A 17,478-nucleotide genomic window follows, 5' to 3' on the forward strand; every position below is an offset into this window, starting at 1 on the left:
CCTAAAGGCGAGTTGTTTGAAGGACGGTATGACAACACCGGAATCGCACGAAAGATGTTTGAGGTTTGGGGCAAAACCATTGAGGAACAACCTGAATAATTATGGTTGTGTATGAACATTCATGAATAAAATTCTCCAATTTAAAAAAGCTCTTTCTCAGTCCTTGTGATGTTTTTTGCAAATGTTCTGAAGTCAAGAACAGAAATTGCCGCAAAGATTGAGAATGAGCTGGAGAATTGCATAAATGGTTGGAATCAGAGAGTTATTCGTAATGAAGAGAGACCCTGAGGAACTTACGTTTAACGGGGGATGAATTTAGCGTAAATCACCCATCCGGAAGGGAAGTTGTCACGCGAGTCAGTCTTTGGCGAACAGCCGGAACGGTTGAGGAATGGATCTGTATTTTTAAACCGGTTTCTAAAATCAAAAAAAAATCAGTATTAAGAGGGTGTAGTTCTGCCAAACATGTCCACTTAACCTGCTGAGCCGATGGCTGTTCTCTACCTTGTTCTTTCTATAGTGCTGATTATTCTGTTGACGGCACGGTACAAAATACATCCATTTATTGTGTTGTTTTTGGTGGCACTTTTCTACGGAATTTGTGTCGGTATGCCGTTCGATGAAATCATCACTTCAGTAAACGAAGGCTTTGGAAATACGCTGGGCGGAATTGGCCTTTTGATCGTTTTTGGTGTGATTGTCGGTGCTTTTCTGGAACACTCCGGCGGAGCTTATAAAATTGCAGAAAAAGTATTGCAGTGGACGGGCCCAAAACGTGTCCCCACAGCAATGGGAATCATTGGCTGGTTTGTTTCAATTCCCGTATTTGCCGACAGCGGTTTCATTCTCCTTTCACCGCTGAACAAAAGTCTTTCAAAAAGGGCCAAAATTACGCTTTCCGGTTCAGCCGTGGCCCTCGCTCTTGGATTGACAGCATCCCACACACTTGTACCGCCCACTCCGGGACCGATTGCCGCCGCCGGTATTTTAGATGCCGATTTAGGACTGGTCATGTTGTTGGGTGTGCCAATCAGTGCCGTCGCATTATTGGCGGGATTGATTTATGCCAATAAATATGTAGCCAAAACCTACATCGATCCGATTCCCGAAGTGGATGAGATTGAAATTAAAAAGCGTCTTCAGAAAGCGCCCGGCGCTGTGAAATCTTCATTGCCTGTTTTTGTCCCGATAATTCTCATTGTGCTTCAGTCTGTTATTAATATGTTTGAAGTGGCTCCCGGGAATGTTTTTATAGAGATTCTTCTGTTTTTAGGTGAGCCGATGATTGCCCTCCTCATCGGAATGTTTCTCGCTTTTCTGTTACCCAAAAAGCTGGAACGAAGCATGCTTTCAACAGACGGATGGGTAGGTGATGCGCTAAAAAATGCGGCCTCTATTATTTTGATTACCGGTGCCGGTGGAATCTTCGGGAAAGTGCTTCAAAATTCAGACATTGCGGCTATACTTGGGTCCGCTCTTTCTGATATCAATCTGAGTATCTGGCTGCCGTTCCTGATTGCGGCTTCCATCAAAACTGCGCAAGGGTCATCAACCGTTGCATTAATTACTGCTGCATCTATTTTAACCCCGATGATGGGCACCCTGGGCTTCGACACGGAACTGGAAAAAGCGATGGTGGTTATTGCGATCGGAGCCGGTTCGTCTGTCTTCTCTCATGCGAACGACAGTTTTTTCTGGGTCATGACCCAACTCTCGGGTATGGATACCAAAATGGGATATCGGCTTTTCAGTTTGGGAACATTTGTTTTAGGAATAACTGCGGTAATCACATTGTTTTTATTATACTTAATCATCGTTTAAATACAGTTAACAAAGAATGATTATGATTGAAGTACACAGATCTGCCAGATAGAAAAAAATAAATCAAATTTTAAAATACGTATGATCAGAAAAATCACATTCCTACTTTTGTTTTCCTGTTTGAGCATTCCGGTTTTCTCTCAATCAAATCTGAAAACAGAAAACGTAATTCTCATTACACTCGATGGATTTAGATGGCAAGAACTCTACACCGGAATCGATGCGGGTTTGATGAATAATGAAGAGTATGTTGAAAATCAGGATCATCTGAAAGAACTCTATTGGGCAGAAAATCCGGAGTTGAGAAGGGAAAAACTGATGCCGTTTTTCTGGACAACCATTGCCAGAGAAGGACAATTGTATGGCAATCGAAATGCTGGGAACCATGTGAACGTAACTAACGGACTGTTTTTCTCCTATCCGGGGTATAATGAGATTCTTACCGGCTATGCGGATGAAAAAGTTGACAGCAATGATAAGATCTGGAACCCGAACAAAACGGTGTTGGAGTTTGTCAATGAACAGCCGGAATTTGCAGGAAAAGTTGCTGCTTTTGCATCATGGGATGTCTTTCCGTTTATCATCAACAGCCAAAGAAGCGGAATTCCCGTCAACGCCGGTTTTGAACCTGTTGAGGGCACAGAATTAACCGATCGCGAACGTTTTCTGAATGAATTAATCAGCGAAATTCCAAGTCCGTGGGGAACGGTTCGGCTCGATGCATTTACCCATCATTATGCACTCGAACACTTGAAAACCGACAAACCGCGGCTATTGTATGTCGCGTACGGTGAGACGGATGATTTTGCACACGATGGCGATTATGAAGCATATATCAAATCTGCGAATCAAACGGATCGGTTTATTCGGCAATTATGGGAATTTGTCCAGGAGGAAGAGCAGTATCGTGGAAAAACGACATTCATCATCACAACCGATCATGGACGTGGAACGGAACCGACAGACCAATGGCGGCATCATGGGGCGGATGTTGATGGCGCAGATGAAATTTGGATCGCCGCTATCGGTCCAGACACACCGGCACTTGGTGAACTCGGAGAGAGCGGTCAGCTTTATCAAAATCAAATTGCAAAAACGGTTGCAGAGCTTCTCGGGCTAAATTATCAAAACAAAGTGGTGGTCGGGGATGCGATTAATACAATCATACAGAATAGCAATTAAATCATACAAAAAGGCCGTATGGAGTCGCTTCTTCGTCTGTTTATTATTTTATTTAAAGGTGAACGAAAATCCGCATGAATGAAAATTTATAAAACCAAAAGGGGTGTGGTTATTGAAAACGATGCATCCTTTTATCTGCTGAAAAATGAAGATTGGGATACGTTCATCAACGATGACCATCTCTCCGAAAAAGCAACAGAGAAAATTTCTTCCCTGGAATCCATTGCAAACGGTGATGATTTTATTACGGATAAACTGATGGCCCCAATCGGAAACCAGGAAATCTGGGCAAGCGGAGTAACCTATTACAACAGCAAATTGGGGCGTCAGGAAGAATCGAAAGAAGCCGGTGGCGGTGATTTTTATGCCCGGGTGTACGTGGCCGACAGGCCTGAACTTTTTTTCAAATCCACCGGGTATCGATGTGTCGGCTCCGGTGAAAACGTTAGAATTCGGAAGGATTCAACCTGGGATGTGCCGGAACCGGAACTTACATTGTGCATTACATCCAGCGGAAAAATTGTGGGGTATACTATCGGCAATGATATGAGTTCGAGGAGCATCGAAGGAGAAAATCCGCTTTATCTTCCCCAGGCAAAAACTTACGATGGTTCGGCGGCAATTGGTCCTTGCATTTACGTGACGAAAAAACCTCTTCCATCCGACACCACCATCACATTAGAAATTAACAGAAACGGCAAAACTGTTTTTGAAGGTTCAATTGAAATCAACCAAATCAAACGGGATTTTAATGACCTTGTGTCGTATCTCTATCGTGAATGTTCATTTCCGAATGGCAGTTTTTTAATGACCGGCACCGGGATTGTCCCCGGCAAAGATTTTACGCTGCAAGAGAATGATGACATTCAAATTACTATTCCACTCATAGGAACCTTAGTCAATAAAGTTACATCTTAATATGAAGTTAACCGGAGAAAATTTTATCGGTAATAAGCGATCCAGTCAGGGCAATGAACGGTTTCAGGCTGTGAATCCTGCCACAAAAGAATTGTTAGAACCTCTTTTCCCTGAAGCAACACAAAATGAAGTGAACGAAGCCGTTGAACGTGCGGCTGATACTTTCACGGAATACAGCAAAAAAAGTGGAGAGGAAAAGGCAGAGTTTCTTGAAACCATCGGGGACGAGATTATGGCTTTGGGTGATAATTTGATTGAACGATGTATGAAAGAATCCGGTCTGCCGGAAGGTAGACTGACCGGCGAACGCGGTCGGACCGTCAGCCAGCTAAAACTATTTGCCGATGTAGTTCGGGAAGGTTCCTGGGTGGATGCCCGCATTGATACCGGGGAACCGGATGTGCGAAGCATGCGAAAAGCGTTGGGACCCGTCGGCGTATTTGGTGCCAGTAATTTTCCTCTCGCATTTTCTGTAGCGGGCGGCGATACCGCTTCGGCTTTAGCGGCGGGCTGCCCGATTGTTGTAAAGGCACATCCTTCGCATCCCGGAACCTGTGAATGGGTTGCCAAGGCCATTCAAATTGCTGTGGAAAAAACGGGAATGCCGGAAGGTGTTTTCTCAATGGTGCATGGAACATCGCATGAAGTTGGCCTGGCAATTGTCCGCCATCCGAAGATCAAAGCGGTTGGATTTACAGGATCATACGGCGGAGGTAAAGCTCTTTTTGATGAAGCCAATAAACGCGCTGAACCTATTCCTGTTTACGCAGAAATGGGAAGTACAAATCCCGTTTTTATTTTGCCCGGCGCATTAAAAGAGCGTAAAGAGAAAATTGCGGAAGACTTGGCCGGTTCCGTTTCGCTGGGAGTCGGACAGTTTTGTACCAATCCCGGATTGGTTTTTCATGAGGACTCCAATGATGCAAAATCCTTTCAAACGGAGTTGACAAATCACGTAGAAGAGATTTCAGCGGGAGTGATGCTGAATGAAGGAATCAAAAAGAACTATCAATCCGGCCTGTCAAAGCTTTCCGGGATTCAGGGAATTGAAGTGCTTGCGAAAGGGAAGGATGATGAAAATGGATTCCGGGGATCGGCGGCTGTTTTAAAGGCTCCGGCATCCGTCTATTTTGAAAACCAGGATGTGGAGGAAGAAGTTTTTGGGCCATCAACCGTTCTGATTTCATCATCCGGTAAAGAAGAAATACTGAATGCTGCGAAGAAATTAAGAGGCCATTTGACGGCGACCATTCACGGAACCGAAAAAGATCTCACAGAGTATTCCGAACTCATTGAAGTCCTTGAACAAAAAGTCGGACGAATCATTTTTAACGGATATCCAACAGGTGTTCGGGTTTGCTACGCCATGATCCACGGCGGACCATTTCCCGCCACAACCGACAGTAGAACAACCTCGGTTGGCACGAAAGCTATAGAACGTTTCTCAAGGCCGGTTTGCTACCAGGATTTACCAAGCACAGCTCTTCCTGATGAATTAAAGGATGATAATCCTTTGGAAATTTGGAGGTTGGTGGATGGAGAGTTTTTGAAGAATTCTGTAAGATAGATTTATACAATATTTTCGGATTCCAACTTAGCTTGAAAGGCTGTATAATGAAGGAATGAATTAATGTTAGATGACAACTAACCTGATCACGCACAGCCGTTTATAAATGGCAACCAGCAATTCAGCAACTCAACCTTCCGCATTTAACGACAAGCCGTACGCTTCCAAACGCATTGCCACGATTGACATTCTCCGGGCGCTCACCATGGTCCTCATGATTTTCGTGAACGATCTGTGGTCGCTGACTAATATCCCGGAATGGTTGGAACATGTGGCCCCCGGCGTGGATGGAATTGGGCTGGCTGACGTGGTTTTTCCGGCGTTTCTTTTTATCGTGGGTTTGTCTCTGCCGTATGCCATTCGTGCCCGCAGAAATAAAGGCGCTTCGGATTGGGAGCTTATCAAGCACATCCTGGTTCGTACGATTGCGTTACTTGTTATGGGCGTTTTTCTCGTCAATGGAGAAACTATCAATGAGGCCGCAACAGGTATCAGCCGCCATGGCTGGAATACCTTGAGCTGTCTCTCATTTATCCTCATCTGGAATGTTCATCGAAACGTCACCGAGTCAAAATTTTACAATCTTGGCAGGGTTCTTGGGGTAATTATTCTTGTGGTTCTGGCATTCATCTATCGGGGTGGAGGAGATGAGGAACTGGTCCGTTTCACTCCACAATGGTGGGGAATTCTAGGATTGATCGGGTGGGCGTATTTGGCAAGTTCACTTGTGTTGGTCTTCTCAAAAGACAACTTTAAATTCTTGTTTGGAGCGTGGATTTTCTTTGCTGTGCTAAGTATGATTTCAGATGCCGGGAATATTCCCGCATTTTTAACCTTTATCCCCGATGCCATTCTCGACGGAACGCTGACCGGCTTTACAATGGGGGGCGTTTTAACATCATGGGTATTCCAGCACTACCGCGAAAGAGGGGATGATAAAACCATGACAACCATATTTTTAATTGCGTCAGTGGTTCTGGTCATCTTGTCCGTGGTGACCCGCCCGTATTGGGGATTGATGAAACTTGGCGCTACACCCGCCTGGCTATTTCTGTGCAGTGCATTTACACTTCTTGCATTTGTCGCTGTTTACTGGATTGCAGATGTTTGGGGAAAAGCCGAATGGTTTAGACCCGTCAAACCGGCCGGTACGGACACTTTGCTCACCTATTTGATTCCCTATTTTGCCTATGCTTTTGTGGTTTTTACCGGTTTGAGTTTACCTGATTTCTTTTTGAACGGAATGGTTGGGTTGATCAAATCGCTGGCATTTGCATTCTTCTGTGTTGGAATTACTTTTCTTTTGAATAAATCTTTCGTTCGGTTAAAGCTTTAGAGATATCAAACTGAAAATATCTAAAAGTCGCAGATCAGTCATTGCGAACAAAGTGAAGCAATCCCCGCACATTGATTGCTTTATGATTGCCAAGTCATTACTCCGTGTCTTCTCCAAATGACTCATGAAACCGGTTCCAAAAATTGATTCTTATGGATTTGGACTGGAATAATTACCTGTCAATACTATTTTACTGGTTATGGACACAACCAATTCTTAACCTATACCTGCCATATGAAAAAGATTCCTTTTTTGATTGTCTGCTTGTTCCTGGTTTCACTCCAATCATTCGCTCAACAACCGCTTGATAGTCTGCTGACCGTCCGCGGGTTTGCTATTGCGGCTCCACAAGTAGATGAAGTGGACAGGTTTGTCACTTTTATCGATGAGGAGTTGGCTCCGCGAAATGTTAATACGCTCATTCTTCGGGTTGATTATAACTATCAATATGAAAGCCGGCCTGAGTTGCGTGATTCCATTGCCCTTTCGAAAGCGGATGTAAAAAAGATTGTAGGCGTTGCTAAAAAGCATAACATTCGGATTATTCCACAAGTCAATTTACTGGGACATCAATCCTGGGCGGGCGACCTGGAAAATCTCCTGGAAGTCTACCCGGAATTTGATGAGACACCCGATGTAGAAATGCCCGAAAATTACGAATGGCCGAATGAGGATGGACTCTATTGCAAAAGTTATTGTCCGTTGCATCCCGAAGTTCACTATGTGGTTTTTGATATCGTTGATGAGATTGTGGAGGTTTTTGAAACCGATGCTTTTCATGCCGGAATGGACGAGGTTTTCTATATTGGACACGAGCAATGTCCACGATGTAACGGACGCGATAAAGCGGAATTATTTGCCGGTGAAGTGACGAAAATCAGGAATCATCTTGCTGAAAATGGTGTGGAACTTTGGATTTGGGGCGATCGGCTGATCGACGGCAAAACCACCGGAATCGGTATGTGGGAAGCGAGCATGAACAATACTCACCGCGCCATCGACATGATTCCAAAAGATGTTGTAATCAATGACTGGCACTATGTAAAAGCTTATCCAACCGCTGCTTATTTTGCGATGAAAGGGTTTAAAGTGGTTTCCTGTCCGTGGCGAATACCGGAAGTAGGAGTAGATCATGTGGAAAATATGCTGCGGTTCAGGGAATTATCAACCGATGAAATGAAAGACAACTATTACGGAGTCATGCATACCGTTTGGTCCGGAGCCGGATCTTTTATGGATGGATATTATGAAAACAGGCTGGATGAAGAAGGCGGAACCAACACCCAATGGCATACCTTCAAAATGATGTATGATCATGTAAATTCACTGGATGAAAGCAAAATGAGATGATTAAAAAAACACGTTTGTCGACCATTCTGTTAGCCTTTGGATTGTTTTTGGCGGGTTTCTCCGCGTCTGTCGCTCAATCTCAGAAACCAAATATTATTATCCTTTTGACGGATGATATGGGCTATGGTGATTTGAGTGTCCAGGGGCATCCCACCATTCAAACACCGAATATTGACAATTTGGCTTCCCAGGGGATACGATTCACTTCGTTTGAAACAGCCGTTTGGTGTGTACCTTCCCGGACCCAACTAATGACCGGCCGCTATATGCCCCGGGTTGATTTTGGTGGTGATACCGGTTCGGATGGAGAAGGCGGACTGCCCGACAGTGAACTCACGCTGGCTGAAGGATTGAAAGAAGCCGGATACATTACGGGAATGGCAGGAAAATGGCATCTTGGGTACAAACAAAAGAAGTTTCTTCCTCCCAACCAAGGATTTGATTCTTGGTTTGGCCTCCCATATTCAAATGATTATATGAAACCGTGGGTGCAAACGGATGAGCCGCTGGGTTTATACCGTGGAACTGAAATTGTGGAACACCCCTTTAATCAGGATTCCCTCACCGTTCGCTACACTAAAGAGGCGGTTGATTTTATTGAAGAACATGGTCGTGGCGAGCAACCATTTTTCTTTTACCTGGCCTATAACATGCCGCATCTTCCCATTCATACAACTGAAGAATTCCGTGGAAAATCAGATGCCGGATTGTATGGAGATGTAATTGAAACCATCGATTGGAGTGTACAACAGATTTTGTCCAAACTTGATGAGCAGGAAATTGCCGAAAATACCATTGTTTTTTTTGCATCCGATAATGGTCCGTGGCTGAATTTGCCCGATCGAATGCTGCAAGCCGGAAATAAACCCTGGCACGCCGGTTCAACCGGACATTTACGCGGAAGTAAAGCCACTACCTATGAAGGAGGGAGCCGCGTTCCCGCAATGATTCGGTGGCCGGCGGTCATTTCTCCCAACCAGGTAAGTGATCAATTGGTAGCCATGCCTGATATTTATCGAACCATGCTGGAAGCCGGTGGAGGAAGTCTCCCTGATCACACGGTTGATGGGTTTAATTTAATCCCTTTTTTGACCGGAGAAGTTCAAACATCCCCGAGGAAAGAATATGCATACATCCGGTATGGTGTACTGGAAGCAATGAGAGTTGGAGACTGGAAGCTCAGGATGATGGAAGAAAATCCTGAACTATTTAACATGCAGGATGATCCCGGCGAACGATTTAACAGGGCAGAAGATCATCCCGAAATTGTCCGGGAAATTCGCCTGAAAATGGAAGAGTTTGCCGGTGAAGTTGGAGCAGAACTCCCCGAACCACAACAATAGAGAAAACAGCTCTTCGGTTTTATCTATTATTTGAGAAGATAATTCCACTGAATAGATTGGAATTGTTCTCAGACTAACGCCCTTCAGAATCCTTGTGCCGAATTCACGCTCCAAAGAATTTGTGTTTCAAAGTCATTTATGGATCACAAAATCACTGCCTTTCACATACAATAAATGACTTCCGGGAGGCCCCTTTTTTCGTCCGGCTTTACAAAAGATTAACATTGGATTCATCAATCTTATCGTTCAGGTAACATTTTCATAAAGAGCGATCCCCAACTTTTAAGCGCGATAGGATTAAGAAGTTTGAAGTGTTCGTAATGCTTAAAAAACAATTGCTTAATGAGAAGTTTCTCTTCTGTTAAACCCATTTTAAACACATCTCCTTGTCGTTTGAATTCTGAGACTCAAAATTAAAATCTCCAAAATACTTGTGTTTATGTTAAAGATGTTAAAATTCAAAAAATCAGGCTGGAATAGTCGGAAATATCTGTCGGTTATTGGCGGATTCTTGCTCCCCGTTCTGCTATTGAGTACTACGGTTGTTCATGCGTGGACTCTTCATGATTCCGGCAGTAATACATTGGCGTTACGGGAATACCAACAACTGGAAATCATCACCGGAACGGTTGTCGATTCCCGAACTGGAGAGCCGCTTCCCGGTGTAAATATACTTGTGAGAGGAACCACAACAGGAACGACAACAAATCCGGATGGTGAGTTTGAACTGGATATCGAGGATACAAGCCGTCCTCTTGTATTTTCGTATATAGGTTACGAACCACAGGTCGTCACTTTAGATGGCAGAACGGATATTCGTGTAGAACTGGTACAGGATATCCAGGTGCTGGATGACTTGGTGGTTGTCGGTTATGGAAGCCAGAAACGCGAAAATCTTACAGGATCGGTTGATTATGTAGGCGGCGATGAACTGGAAAACAGAAATGTGCCGAATATTTCACAGGGGCTGCAGGGAATGATCCCGAACCTGAATATCCAGCCGCTGGATGGAAAACCGGTGGAATCTCCGTCCATTAATATCCGCGGTACCACCTCTATCGGTCAGGGTGGGGATGCATTGGTTTTAATCGATGGTGTTGAAGGAGATCCATCTATGCTCAATCCCGCCGATATTGAATCGATTTCCGTTTTAAAGGACGCCTCATCGGCAGCTGTGTATGGTGCCCGCGGAGCTTTTGGGGTTGTTTTGATTACCACAAAAGAGCCCGAAACCGATCAGATCTCTGTTACTTATAATGGAAACTTCGGATTTAAGAAACCTACTATTTTACCGGATTTTTCGACGGATCCTTTGATCTATGCAACAAGATTCGCTGAAGGATTTATTCTGAATTCCGGAAATTTCCCGCAAAATGTGAACAAAACGCTTCCCTTTTCACAAGAATACCTAGAAGAGCTGGAGAGAAGAGTGAATAATCCCGGTTTGCCCCGGACGGATGTTGGCCCGGACGGCCTCTACAGATATTATCATAGCACAGATTGGTATGGTTTGCTTTACAAAGACCGGCTGATGTCTACCGATCACAATTTGTCTGTTTCAGGTGGTACGGAAACGACAAGTTTTATGGTTACCGGCCGGTACCAGGGGCAAGATGGTTTGTTCAGATACAACTCGGACGATTTCCAGATACTGAACCTGAGAGCAAAAGGATTTGTGGATATTACCGATTGGCTTCGAATCAACAATAATTTTGATATCTCAAAACGTGATTATATCAATCCGCTGAATGTTGGGGAAGGCGGTGGAATCTGGAGAAATATTGCGGATGAAGGCCATGTACTGGCACCGATGCTGAATCCGGACGGAACGCTAACCCATTCAGCAGCTTACACCGTCGGAGATTTTTATCTCGGAAATAATAATATCGATTCTGAAAAGAGAGTGATCCGGAATACTACGGAGCTCGTTGCAGACTTGATGGATGATCAATTGCAATTACGGGGAAACTTCACTTTTCAGAATAGCACAGACAACAGCCGTCGCCGCAGGGTACCGGTTCCGTATAGCCGTGCACCCGGTTCTATAGAATATCTTGGAACCCAGTATAACGATCTCACCATTCAGAATGACGGAACCGACTATGTTGCCTCCAACCTTTATGCCGAGTATGAGAATGAGTTTTCCGGCAAGCACTATTTCAAGGCGATGCTGGGTGGAAACTATGAGAGTTCAACCTTTGAACGCGTTGTTGCGCAGAGAAACGGATTGATATTTCCCAATGCAGAAGATCTGAATCTTGCGCTGGGCCAGTCCATCATTACCCAGGGCGGCTATGAAAAATGGCAGATTTTCGGTGGATTTACCCGGCTGAACTACATTTATGACGGGCGTTATCTGGTTGAATTCAATGCGCGTTACGATGGATCCTCGAAATTTCCTGAAGATGAACGATATGCCTTCTTCCCATCTGCTTCTGTAGGATGGAGAATTTCTGAGGAAAATTTCTGGAATGTCCCGGAGAATATTATTTCTCACCTCCAGTTACGGGCATCCTATGGCTCGATGGGAAATGGAAATATTGAATCGTACGTATTCCAGGAAATATTCGATATCTCACAAATTGGACGAATTATAAATGGAGTGAGGCCACAGGCCACATCAAATCCCGATGTATTGCCTGAAGGACTAACCTGGGAAACCGCAACGACCCGAAATATTGGCCTGGATCTCGAGATGCTTTCAGGGAAACTTCAGTTTACGGGCGATGCCTATGTAAGGGAAACCACCGATATGTTTACGCGGGGACTCACGCCTCCGGCTGTTTTTGGAGCCGCACCTCCGTTTGGGAATTTTGCGGATCTTGAGACCCGTGGTTGGGAACTCTCCTTGAGTTGGCGCGACCAGTTTGCCATGGCCGATAAGCCATTTGGCTATCATGTGAGAGTCAGCTTGTCTGATTATGTGTCAGAAATTACACGATATAATAATCCTGATAAATTTTTAAGCGACTACTACGAAGGCCAAAAAGTAGGAGAGATTTGGGGATTTGAAACCGAAGGGTTTTTCCGCGATCAGGCCGATGTTGAGAACCATGCCGACCAGAGCTGGTTCAACCACAGGGGCGGACGAGGTTTTGAAGCCGGCGATATTAAATTCAGAGATCTCAACGGCGACGGCGTGATTGATGACGGAGACAATACCGTAGATAACCCCGGCGACAGACGGATTATTGGCAACAGTTCTCCGAGATATTCATTTGGCGTAAATGTTGGCGCCGACTGGAATAACTTTTTTATCACCGGTTTCTTCCAGGGTGTGTTGAAACAGGATTGGTATCCAAGCAGCAATGCCGGTCATTTCTGGGGTGGTTATAACCGAATTTATAACGACACACCCAACTGGCACCTGGAAGACGGTATGATTTGGACAGAAGAAGATCCGGATCCCAATGCTTTCTTCCCCCGGTTTGTGGGATATATCGCTCTCGGATCAAACCGAAGTCTTGGAGCTCCCCAGACAAAATATTTAATGAATGTGGGCTATGTCCGGCTTAAAAACCTCCAGATTGGGTACAATTTGCCGGCTCAGTTAACCTCCCGGATTGGCATGCGAAATGCCAAAGTATACGTAACCGGCGAGAACCTGTGGTCATGGTCACCTCTCTATAAAACGGCCAACAATGTGGATGTTGAAGCCATTACCGCTCCGTCTGATCAACTGTTTACAGGATCCAATTCCGGAGATGGTTTAAACTATCCTAGGCTAAGCAGCTTTGCATTCGGCGTATCATTTACATTTTAAATAATTCTTAAAGATGAAAATCATGTCAGAAGTAAATAAATCTATTTATTCCATTATTGTACTGGTGGCTGTATTTTTAGCAGCAACTGGCTGTGACCTCACCGAGGCACCCAAAGACTCCACCACGCAGGATGCCGTTTTCAGTAGCGAAACGGGCTTGCAGCTATATACCAACTCCTTTTATGAATATTTGCCTAGTGCAGACGATATTACCCGGGGAGATGGGATGAGCGACTACGGAGCAACCCGAAGTCTCGGGACAATTGATTTTATCATTCCCGGAGCCTGGACGGCAGAAACCCACGACCAGGGATGGGATTGGGGCCGGTTGAGAAACATCAATTACTTTTTGGTAAACAATTTGAATGAGGACGTTCCCCAGGAAGTGCGAAATCACTACAGCGGTATCGCCAGGTTTTTTCGTGCATGGTTTTATTTTGATAAAGTAAAACGGTTTGGTGATGTGCCCTGGATTGATGAGCCGCTTGATGTGGACGATCCCCGCCTGGAAGGCAACCGTGACTCCCGGGAGGTAGTGATGAATCATATTCTCGAAGATCTTGATTTCGCCATTCAAAACATCAGGCAAAATGAAGTTTCGAGTCGCACCGAAATCACAAAAACGGTTGCTCTGGCTTTAAAATCACGAGTAGCTTTATTTGAAGGTACCTTCCGAAAATATAATTCGTGGCTGGGATTAGAAGGTAGCGCGGATGTCTGGCTGTCAGAAGCTGCGGACGCTTCCAAACAAATTATGGATGGGGGCGCATACAGTTTGTATACCGGCGCAGGACCGGAATTTTCATACAGAGAATTGTTCATTACCGATGCTCCTAACAGTGCGGAAGATATTCTGTCTGTTGTTTCGGATGAAGCACTTGGTGTAAGGCATACAGCAAACTGGTGGTTGACGAGCGGTACGTTTGGAATCGGGCTGAATTTTACGCGTCAGTTCATCAATACGTACCTGATGCAAGATGGAACTCCTTTTACAGATATGCCAGGTCATGAAACACTTACGTTTACGGAAGAGGTGCAAAACCGCGATCTCCGGTTGAGCCAAACGATTCGTACTCCGGGCTATACACGAATCAATGCGGGAGCCGTCGTTTCCGCTCCGCCCACATTTACCTATACCCAAACAGGATATCAACCCATTAAATGGGTAGTGGATGATATTGGCGTGGACGGTGGAAGCAATAACACCAACTCCGTAACCATTTTTCGGTACGCAGAAGTTCTCCTCAATTATGCTGAAGCTAAAGCAGAGTTAGGTGAATTGAATACGTCTGACTGGCAGCAAACCATTGGCGCTCTTCGCGAACGGGCCGGGATTACAGGCGGCATTAACACCCTTCCCGTTCAGGCTGATCCATATCTGCAGGAAGTTTATTTCCCGGATATTAATGACGCGGTATTGCTTGAAATTCGCAGAGAGCGTGGTATTGAACTTGCCTTTGAAGCGATTCGGTTTGATGACATCCGGCGCTGGGGAAGAGGAGAGTTAATGGAACAAAAATGGCGCGGGTTTTATGTGCCGGCCGCCAACACCTACATGGATTTAAGTGGCGACGGCGAACCGAATGTCTACTTTTACACAACACCTGATGCCCCTCAGGATCAAATTGAAGGTGTGCAATATGTGGATGTAAACAGAGAAGATTTTATCCTGTCGGATGGTGACAGCGGGGAGTTAATGTGGCTGCCTAACATTCAAAAAGAATGGCAGCAGCGAAAATATCTGTACCCGATTCCCCAGGTACACATTCAACGCAATACAAACTTGAATCAAAATCCAGGATGGTAACGATGAAGAAACAAATTTATCTGTATTTATTATTGCTTTTATTTGCGGTCGGTTTGACACGGGCCATTTTTGCACAAGCCAATCAGAAACCGGTTGCCGTCATGTCTTACAATATCCGGTATGATAATCCGGGAGATGGTGAGAATGCATGGCCCAACCGGAAAGATCATGTGGCGGAAATGATCGGGTCCCGATACCAGGCCGATATTGCCGGATTACAGGAAGTGCTGATTCATCAATTGAAAGATCTGGAGACAAGGCTTCCCGATTATGAATGGGTTGGTGTTGGCCGCGATGATGGAAAATCAAAAGGAGAGTTTTCTCCGATTTTTTATCGATCGGACCGGTTTGAGCTAATAGCCACCAACACATTCTGGCTGTCCGAAAATCCCCAGATTCCCGGCAGTAAATCCTGGGATACATCCATTACGAGGATTGTAACCTGGGCGAAGTTCAAAGAAGCTGAAAGCGGACAAGAATTCTATTTCTTTAATACGCATTTCGACCATCGTGGCGAACAAGCCCGTATTGAAAGTGCAAAGGTTCTTGTTGATCATGTGAAATCAATTGCAGGAGATACTCCGGTTCTCATTACCGGGGATTTTAATGTAAATGAACGGACAGAAGCCTACGCCATTATGAAAGAAGAGGAGAGTATTCATGATGCCCGGTATCTTTCTGAAACCGCTCATGAAGGCCCGACCTCATCCAGCAATAACTGGGTGGAGATGAGATCGCCCGAGTCACGGATCGACTATGTTTTTGTAAACGATTCTATCCAGGTACTGACTCACAAAATACTTGATGACCGTTATGAAGGTCATTTTCCATCCGACCACCTGCCGGTTCTTTCAACGGTTCGTTTCAAATAAAATCACTGCAAACTTTTGCATCATAAAGGGCAGTCCGTTCACACGGACTGCCCCTTTTTTTGGTATAAAAAAGAAACTTCCGAAACGTATTAAGTGTGAAATAAGTAAGTTCAAATTTTTGTTCGGCACTTTTTCATATCATTTGACATGCCCATTCGTAAAATAGGCGAATGAAAATGGAATCGGTTTGTTAATTGCTGAGCTTCTCATTTCCAATATTTATAAATATAGATTGATTGTTGCCGGTTTACCTTTTTAGAATTTCGTCACCGGATGTACGAGCGATGATAATTAAAATCAAACCTGTTTACCGAGAAAGGAATTCAAGTCACATCTTTTACAACTACAATGAGTGCATTTATTGTTATGAGCAACTAATCAGACAAATTCAGACAGGGTAATGGATGTTCAGGATTTTGTATTTGAAAATCATAGAAACTCACTCATACCAACTCTATACCATCTCCGTACCAACTCCCCAAAGTTTCGGATTTGGTAGAAGCTTGATACCGTTTTGAATACATGTGGAGATTCTATAATCAATTGCTGTATTGAGGTTTTGAATTAAATTCGGAATGACTTTATGCCGTTCGAAAGTCTCTTTAAAAAGACTTGTTTACAATCATTTCTGGAAGATTTCGGAAGATCCCGGAAGATTTTGGAAACAGGATAGAGATTGTTTCTGAAGCTGAAATTTGCCTGATAGATTGGCCTCTGAACACGCAAAACCTGATTTGCGAGAGTGATTTCAGGAGAAGCGATAAATCTTAATTTAAAGCCAATATTATTATGGCACGTTTAACTTCTGGTATCCTGGGTGGAATCTCAGGTACCGTCGGAAATGTAGTAGGAGGCCGCTGGCGGGGCATCGACTACATCAGATCGAAACCCGCCTCGGTGAAAAACCCGAACACGGAAGCACAACAGCAACAGCGAATGCGATTCAAGCTGGTTATTCAGTTTTTACGCAAAATAAGTCCTTTGGTCAACATTGGACTGAGCAACGGTTCGAATAACCGAACACCGATGAATCGTGGAATGTCTCTGAACTTAAAAGAGGCCATTACCGGAACATTCCCGGATCTTGAGATCAACTGGGAGAAGCTGATCTTCTCCCAGGGAAATCTTGCCATGGGAACCAATGCTGCGGCTGACCTTTCGGTTGCCGATACAGTAACCATTACCTGGGAGAATACCCAAAGCACATCCAGTAGTTCCGACACGGATGGAGCCCTTGTGTTGCTAAGCAATACAGACCGAGACGAGGTTGTTTACAGCCTTCACGGTGCCTCAAGGGTGGACGGACAAGTTGATGTAGATATTCCGCAAGAGTGGAGTGGAGAAAACATTGCCTGTTATCTTTCATTCCGTTCTGAAACAGGAAAAGATGTCTCAGACAATCAGTTCCTGGGAATTGAAGTTGCAGCTTAATCAAGCTGTTTCAAATCATACCTGGAAAGGCAGTCCGGCGACGGGCTGTCTTTTTTTTTGAATACTGGACTAAAGAGAAAACCTGACA

Annotated in this window: 11 protein-coding genes; all 11 read left to right on the plus strand. The window is 44.6% G+C overall.

Annotated features, from left to right (window positions below; genetic code table 11):
• Positions 1–489: 489 nt before the first annotated feature.
• The 11 genes from L0B18_RS19310 (at position 490) to L0B18_RS19360 (ending at position 17,390) form a co-directional block, all read left to right on the plus strand.
• Entirely contained in the window at positions 490–1,821 is a 1,332-nt protein-coding gene (locus tag L0B18_RS19310) for a GntP family permease (RefSeq protein ID WP_234573590.1), read from the plus strand.
• An 81-nt stretch (positions 1,822–1,902) separates the two neighbouring features.
• Positions 1,903–3,003, plus strand: coding sequence for an alkaline phosphatase family protein (locus L0B18_RS19315; protein WP_234573591.1), 1,101 nt, complete (start codon positions 1,903–1,905; stop codon positions 3,001–3,003).
• 78 nt (positions 3,004–3,081) lie between these two features.
• Positions 3,082–3,921, plus strand: coding sequence for a fumarylacetoacetate hydrolase family protein (locus tag L0B18_RS19320; RefSeq protein ID WP_234573592.1), 840 nt, complete (start codon positions 3,082–3,084; stop codon positions 3,919–3,921).
• 1 nt (position 3,922) lies between these two features.
• Positions 3,923–5,488 carry an aldehyde dehydrogenase (NADP(+)) gene (locus tag L0B18_RS19325; protein WP_234573593.1) on the plus strand — a complete coding sequence of 522 codons (1,566 nt, stop codon included), beginning with the start codon at positions 3,923–3,925 and terminating at the stop codon, positions 5,486–5,488.
• 106 nt (positions 5,489–5,594) lie between these two features.
• Positions 5,595–6,824 (plus strand): heparan-alpha-glucosaminide N-acetyltransferase domain-containing protein, encoded by a 1,230-nt coding sequence (locus tag L0B18_RS19330; RefSeq protein ID WP_234573594.1) that lies wholly within the window; start codon positions 5,595–5,597, stop codon positions 6,822–6,824.
• A 234-nt stretch (positions 6,825–7,058) separates the two neighbouring features.
• On the plus strand, positions 7,059–8,174 hold the full coding sequence (locus L0B18_RS19335) for a family 20 glycosylhydrolase (RefSeq protein WP_234573595.1): 1,116 nt from the start codon (positions 7,059–7,061) through the stop codon (positions 8,172–8,174).
• Positions 8,171–9,517 (plus strand): sulfatase family protein, encoded by a 1,347-nt coding sequence (locus tag L0B18_RS19340; RefSeq protein WP_234573596.1) that lies wholly within the window; start codon positions 8,171–8,173, stop codon positions 9,515–9,517. The genes L0B18_RS19335 and L0B18_RS19340 overlap by 4 nt, the downstream gene beginning before the upstream one ends.
• A 439-nt stretch (positions 9,518–9,956) precedes the next feature.
• Positions 9,957–13,280 carry a SusC/RagA family TonB-linked outer membrane protein gene (locus tag L0B18_RS19345; protein WP_234573597.1) on the plus strand — a complete coding sequence of 1,108 codons (3,324 nt, stop codon included), beginning with the start codon at positions 9,957–9,959 and terminating at the stop codon, positions 13,278–13,280.
• 13 nt (positions 13,281–13,293) lie between these two features.
• Positions 13,294–15,087, plus strand: a complete 1,794-nt coding sequence (locus L0B18_RS19350) for a RagB/SusD family nutrient uptake outer membrane protein (protein WP_234573598.1) — start codon at positions 13,294–13,296, stop codon at positions 15,085–15,087.
• 2 nt (positions 15,088–15,089) lie between these two features.
• Positions 15,090–15,959, plus strand: coding sequence for an endonuclease/exonuclease/phosphatase family protein (locus L0B18_RS19355; protein ID WP_234573599.1), 870 nt, complete (start codon positions 15,090–15,092; stop codon positions 15,957–15,959).
• Positions 15,960–16,748: 789 nt separating this feature from the next.
• Positions 16,749–17,390, plus strand: a complete 642-nt coding sequence (locus L0B18_RS19360; protein ID WP_234573600.1) for a DUF6266 family protein — start codon at positions 16,749–16,751, stop codon at positions 17,388–17,390.
• Positions 17,391–17,478: the final 88 nt, after the last annotated feature.

The sequence above is a fragment of the Rhodohalobacter sp. 614A genome, assembly GCF_021462415.1.
Lineage (GTDB): Bacteria > Bacteroidota > Rhodothermia > Balneolales > Balneolaceae > Rhodohalobacter.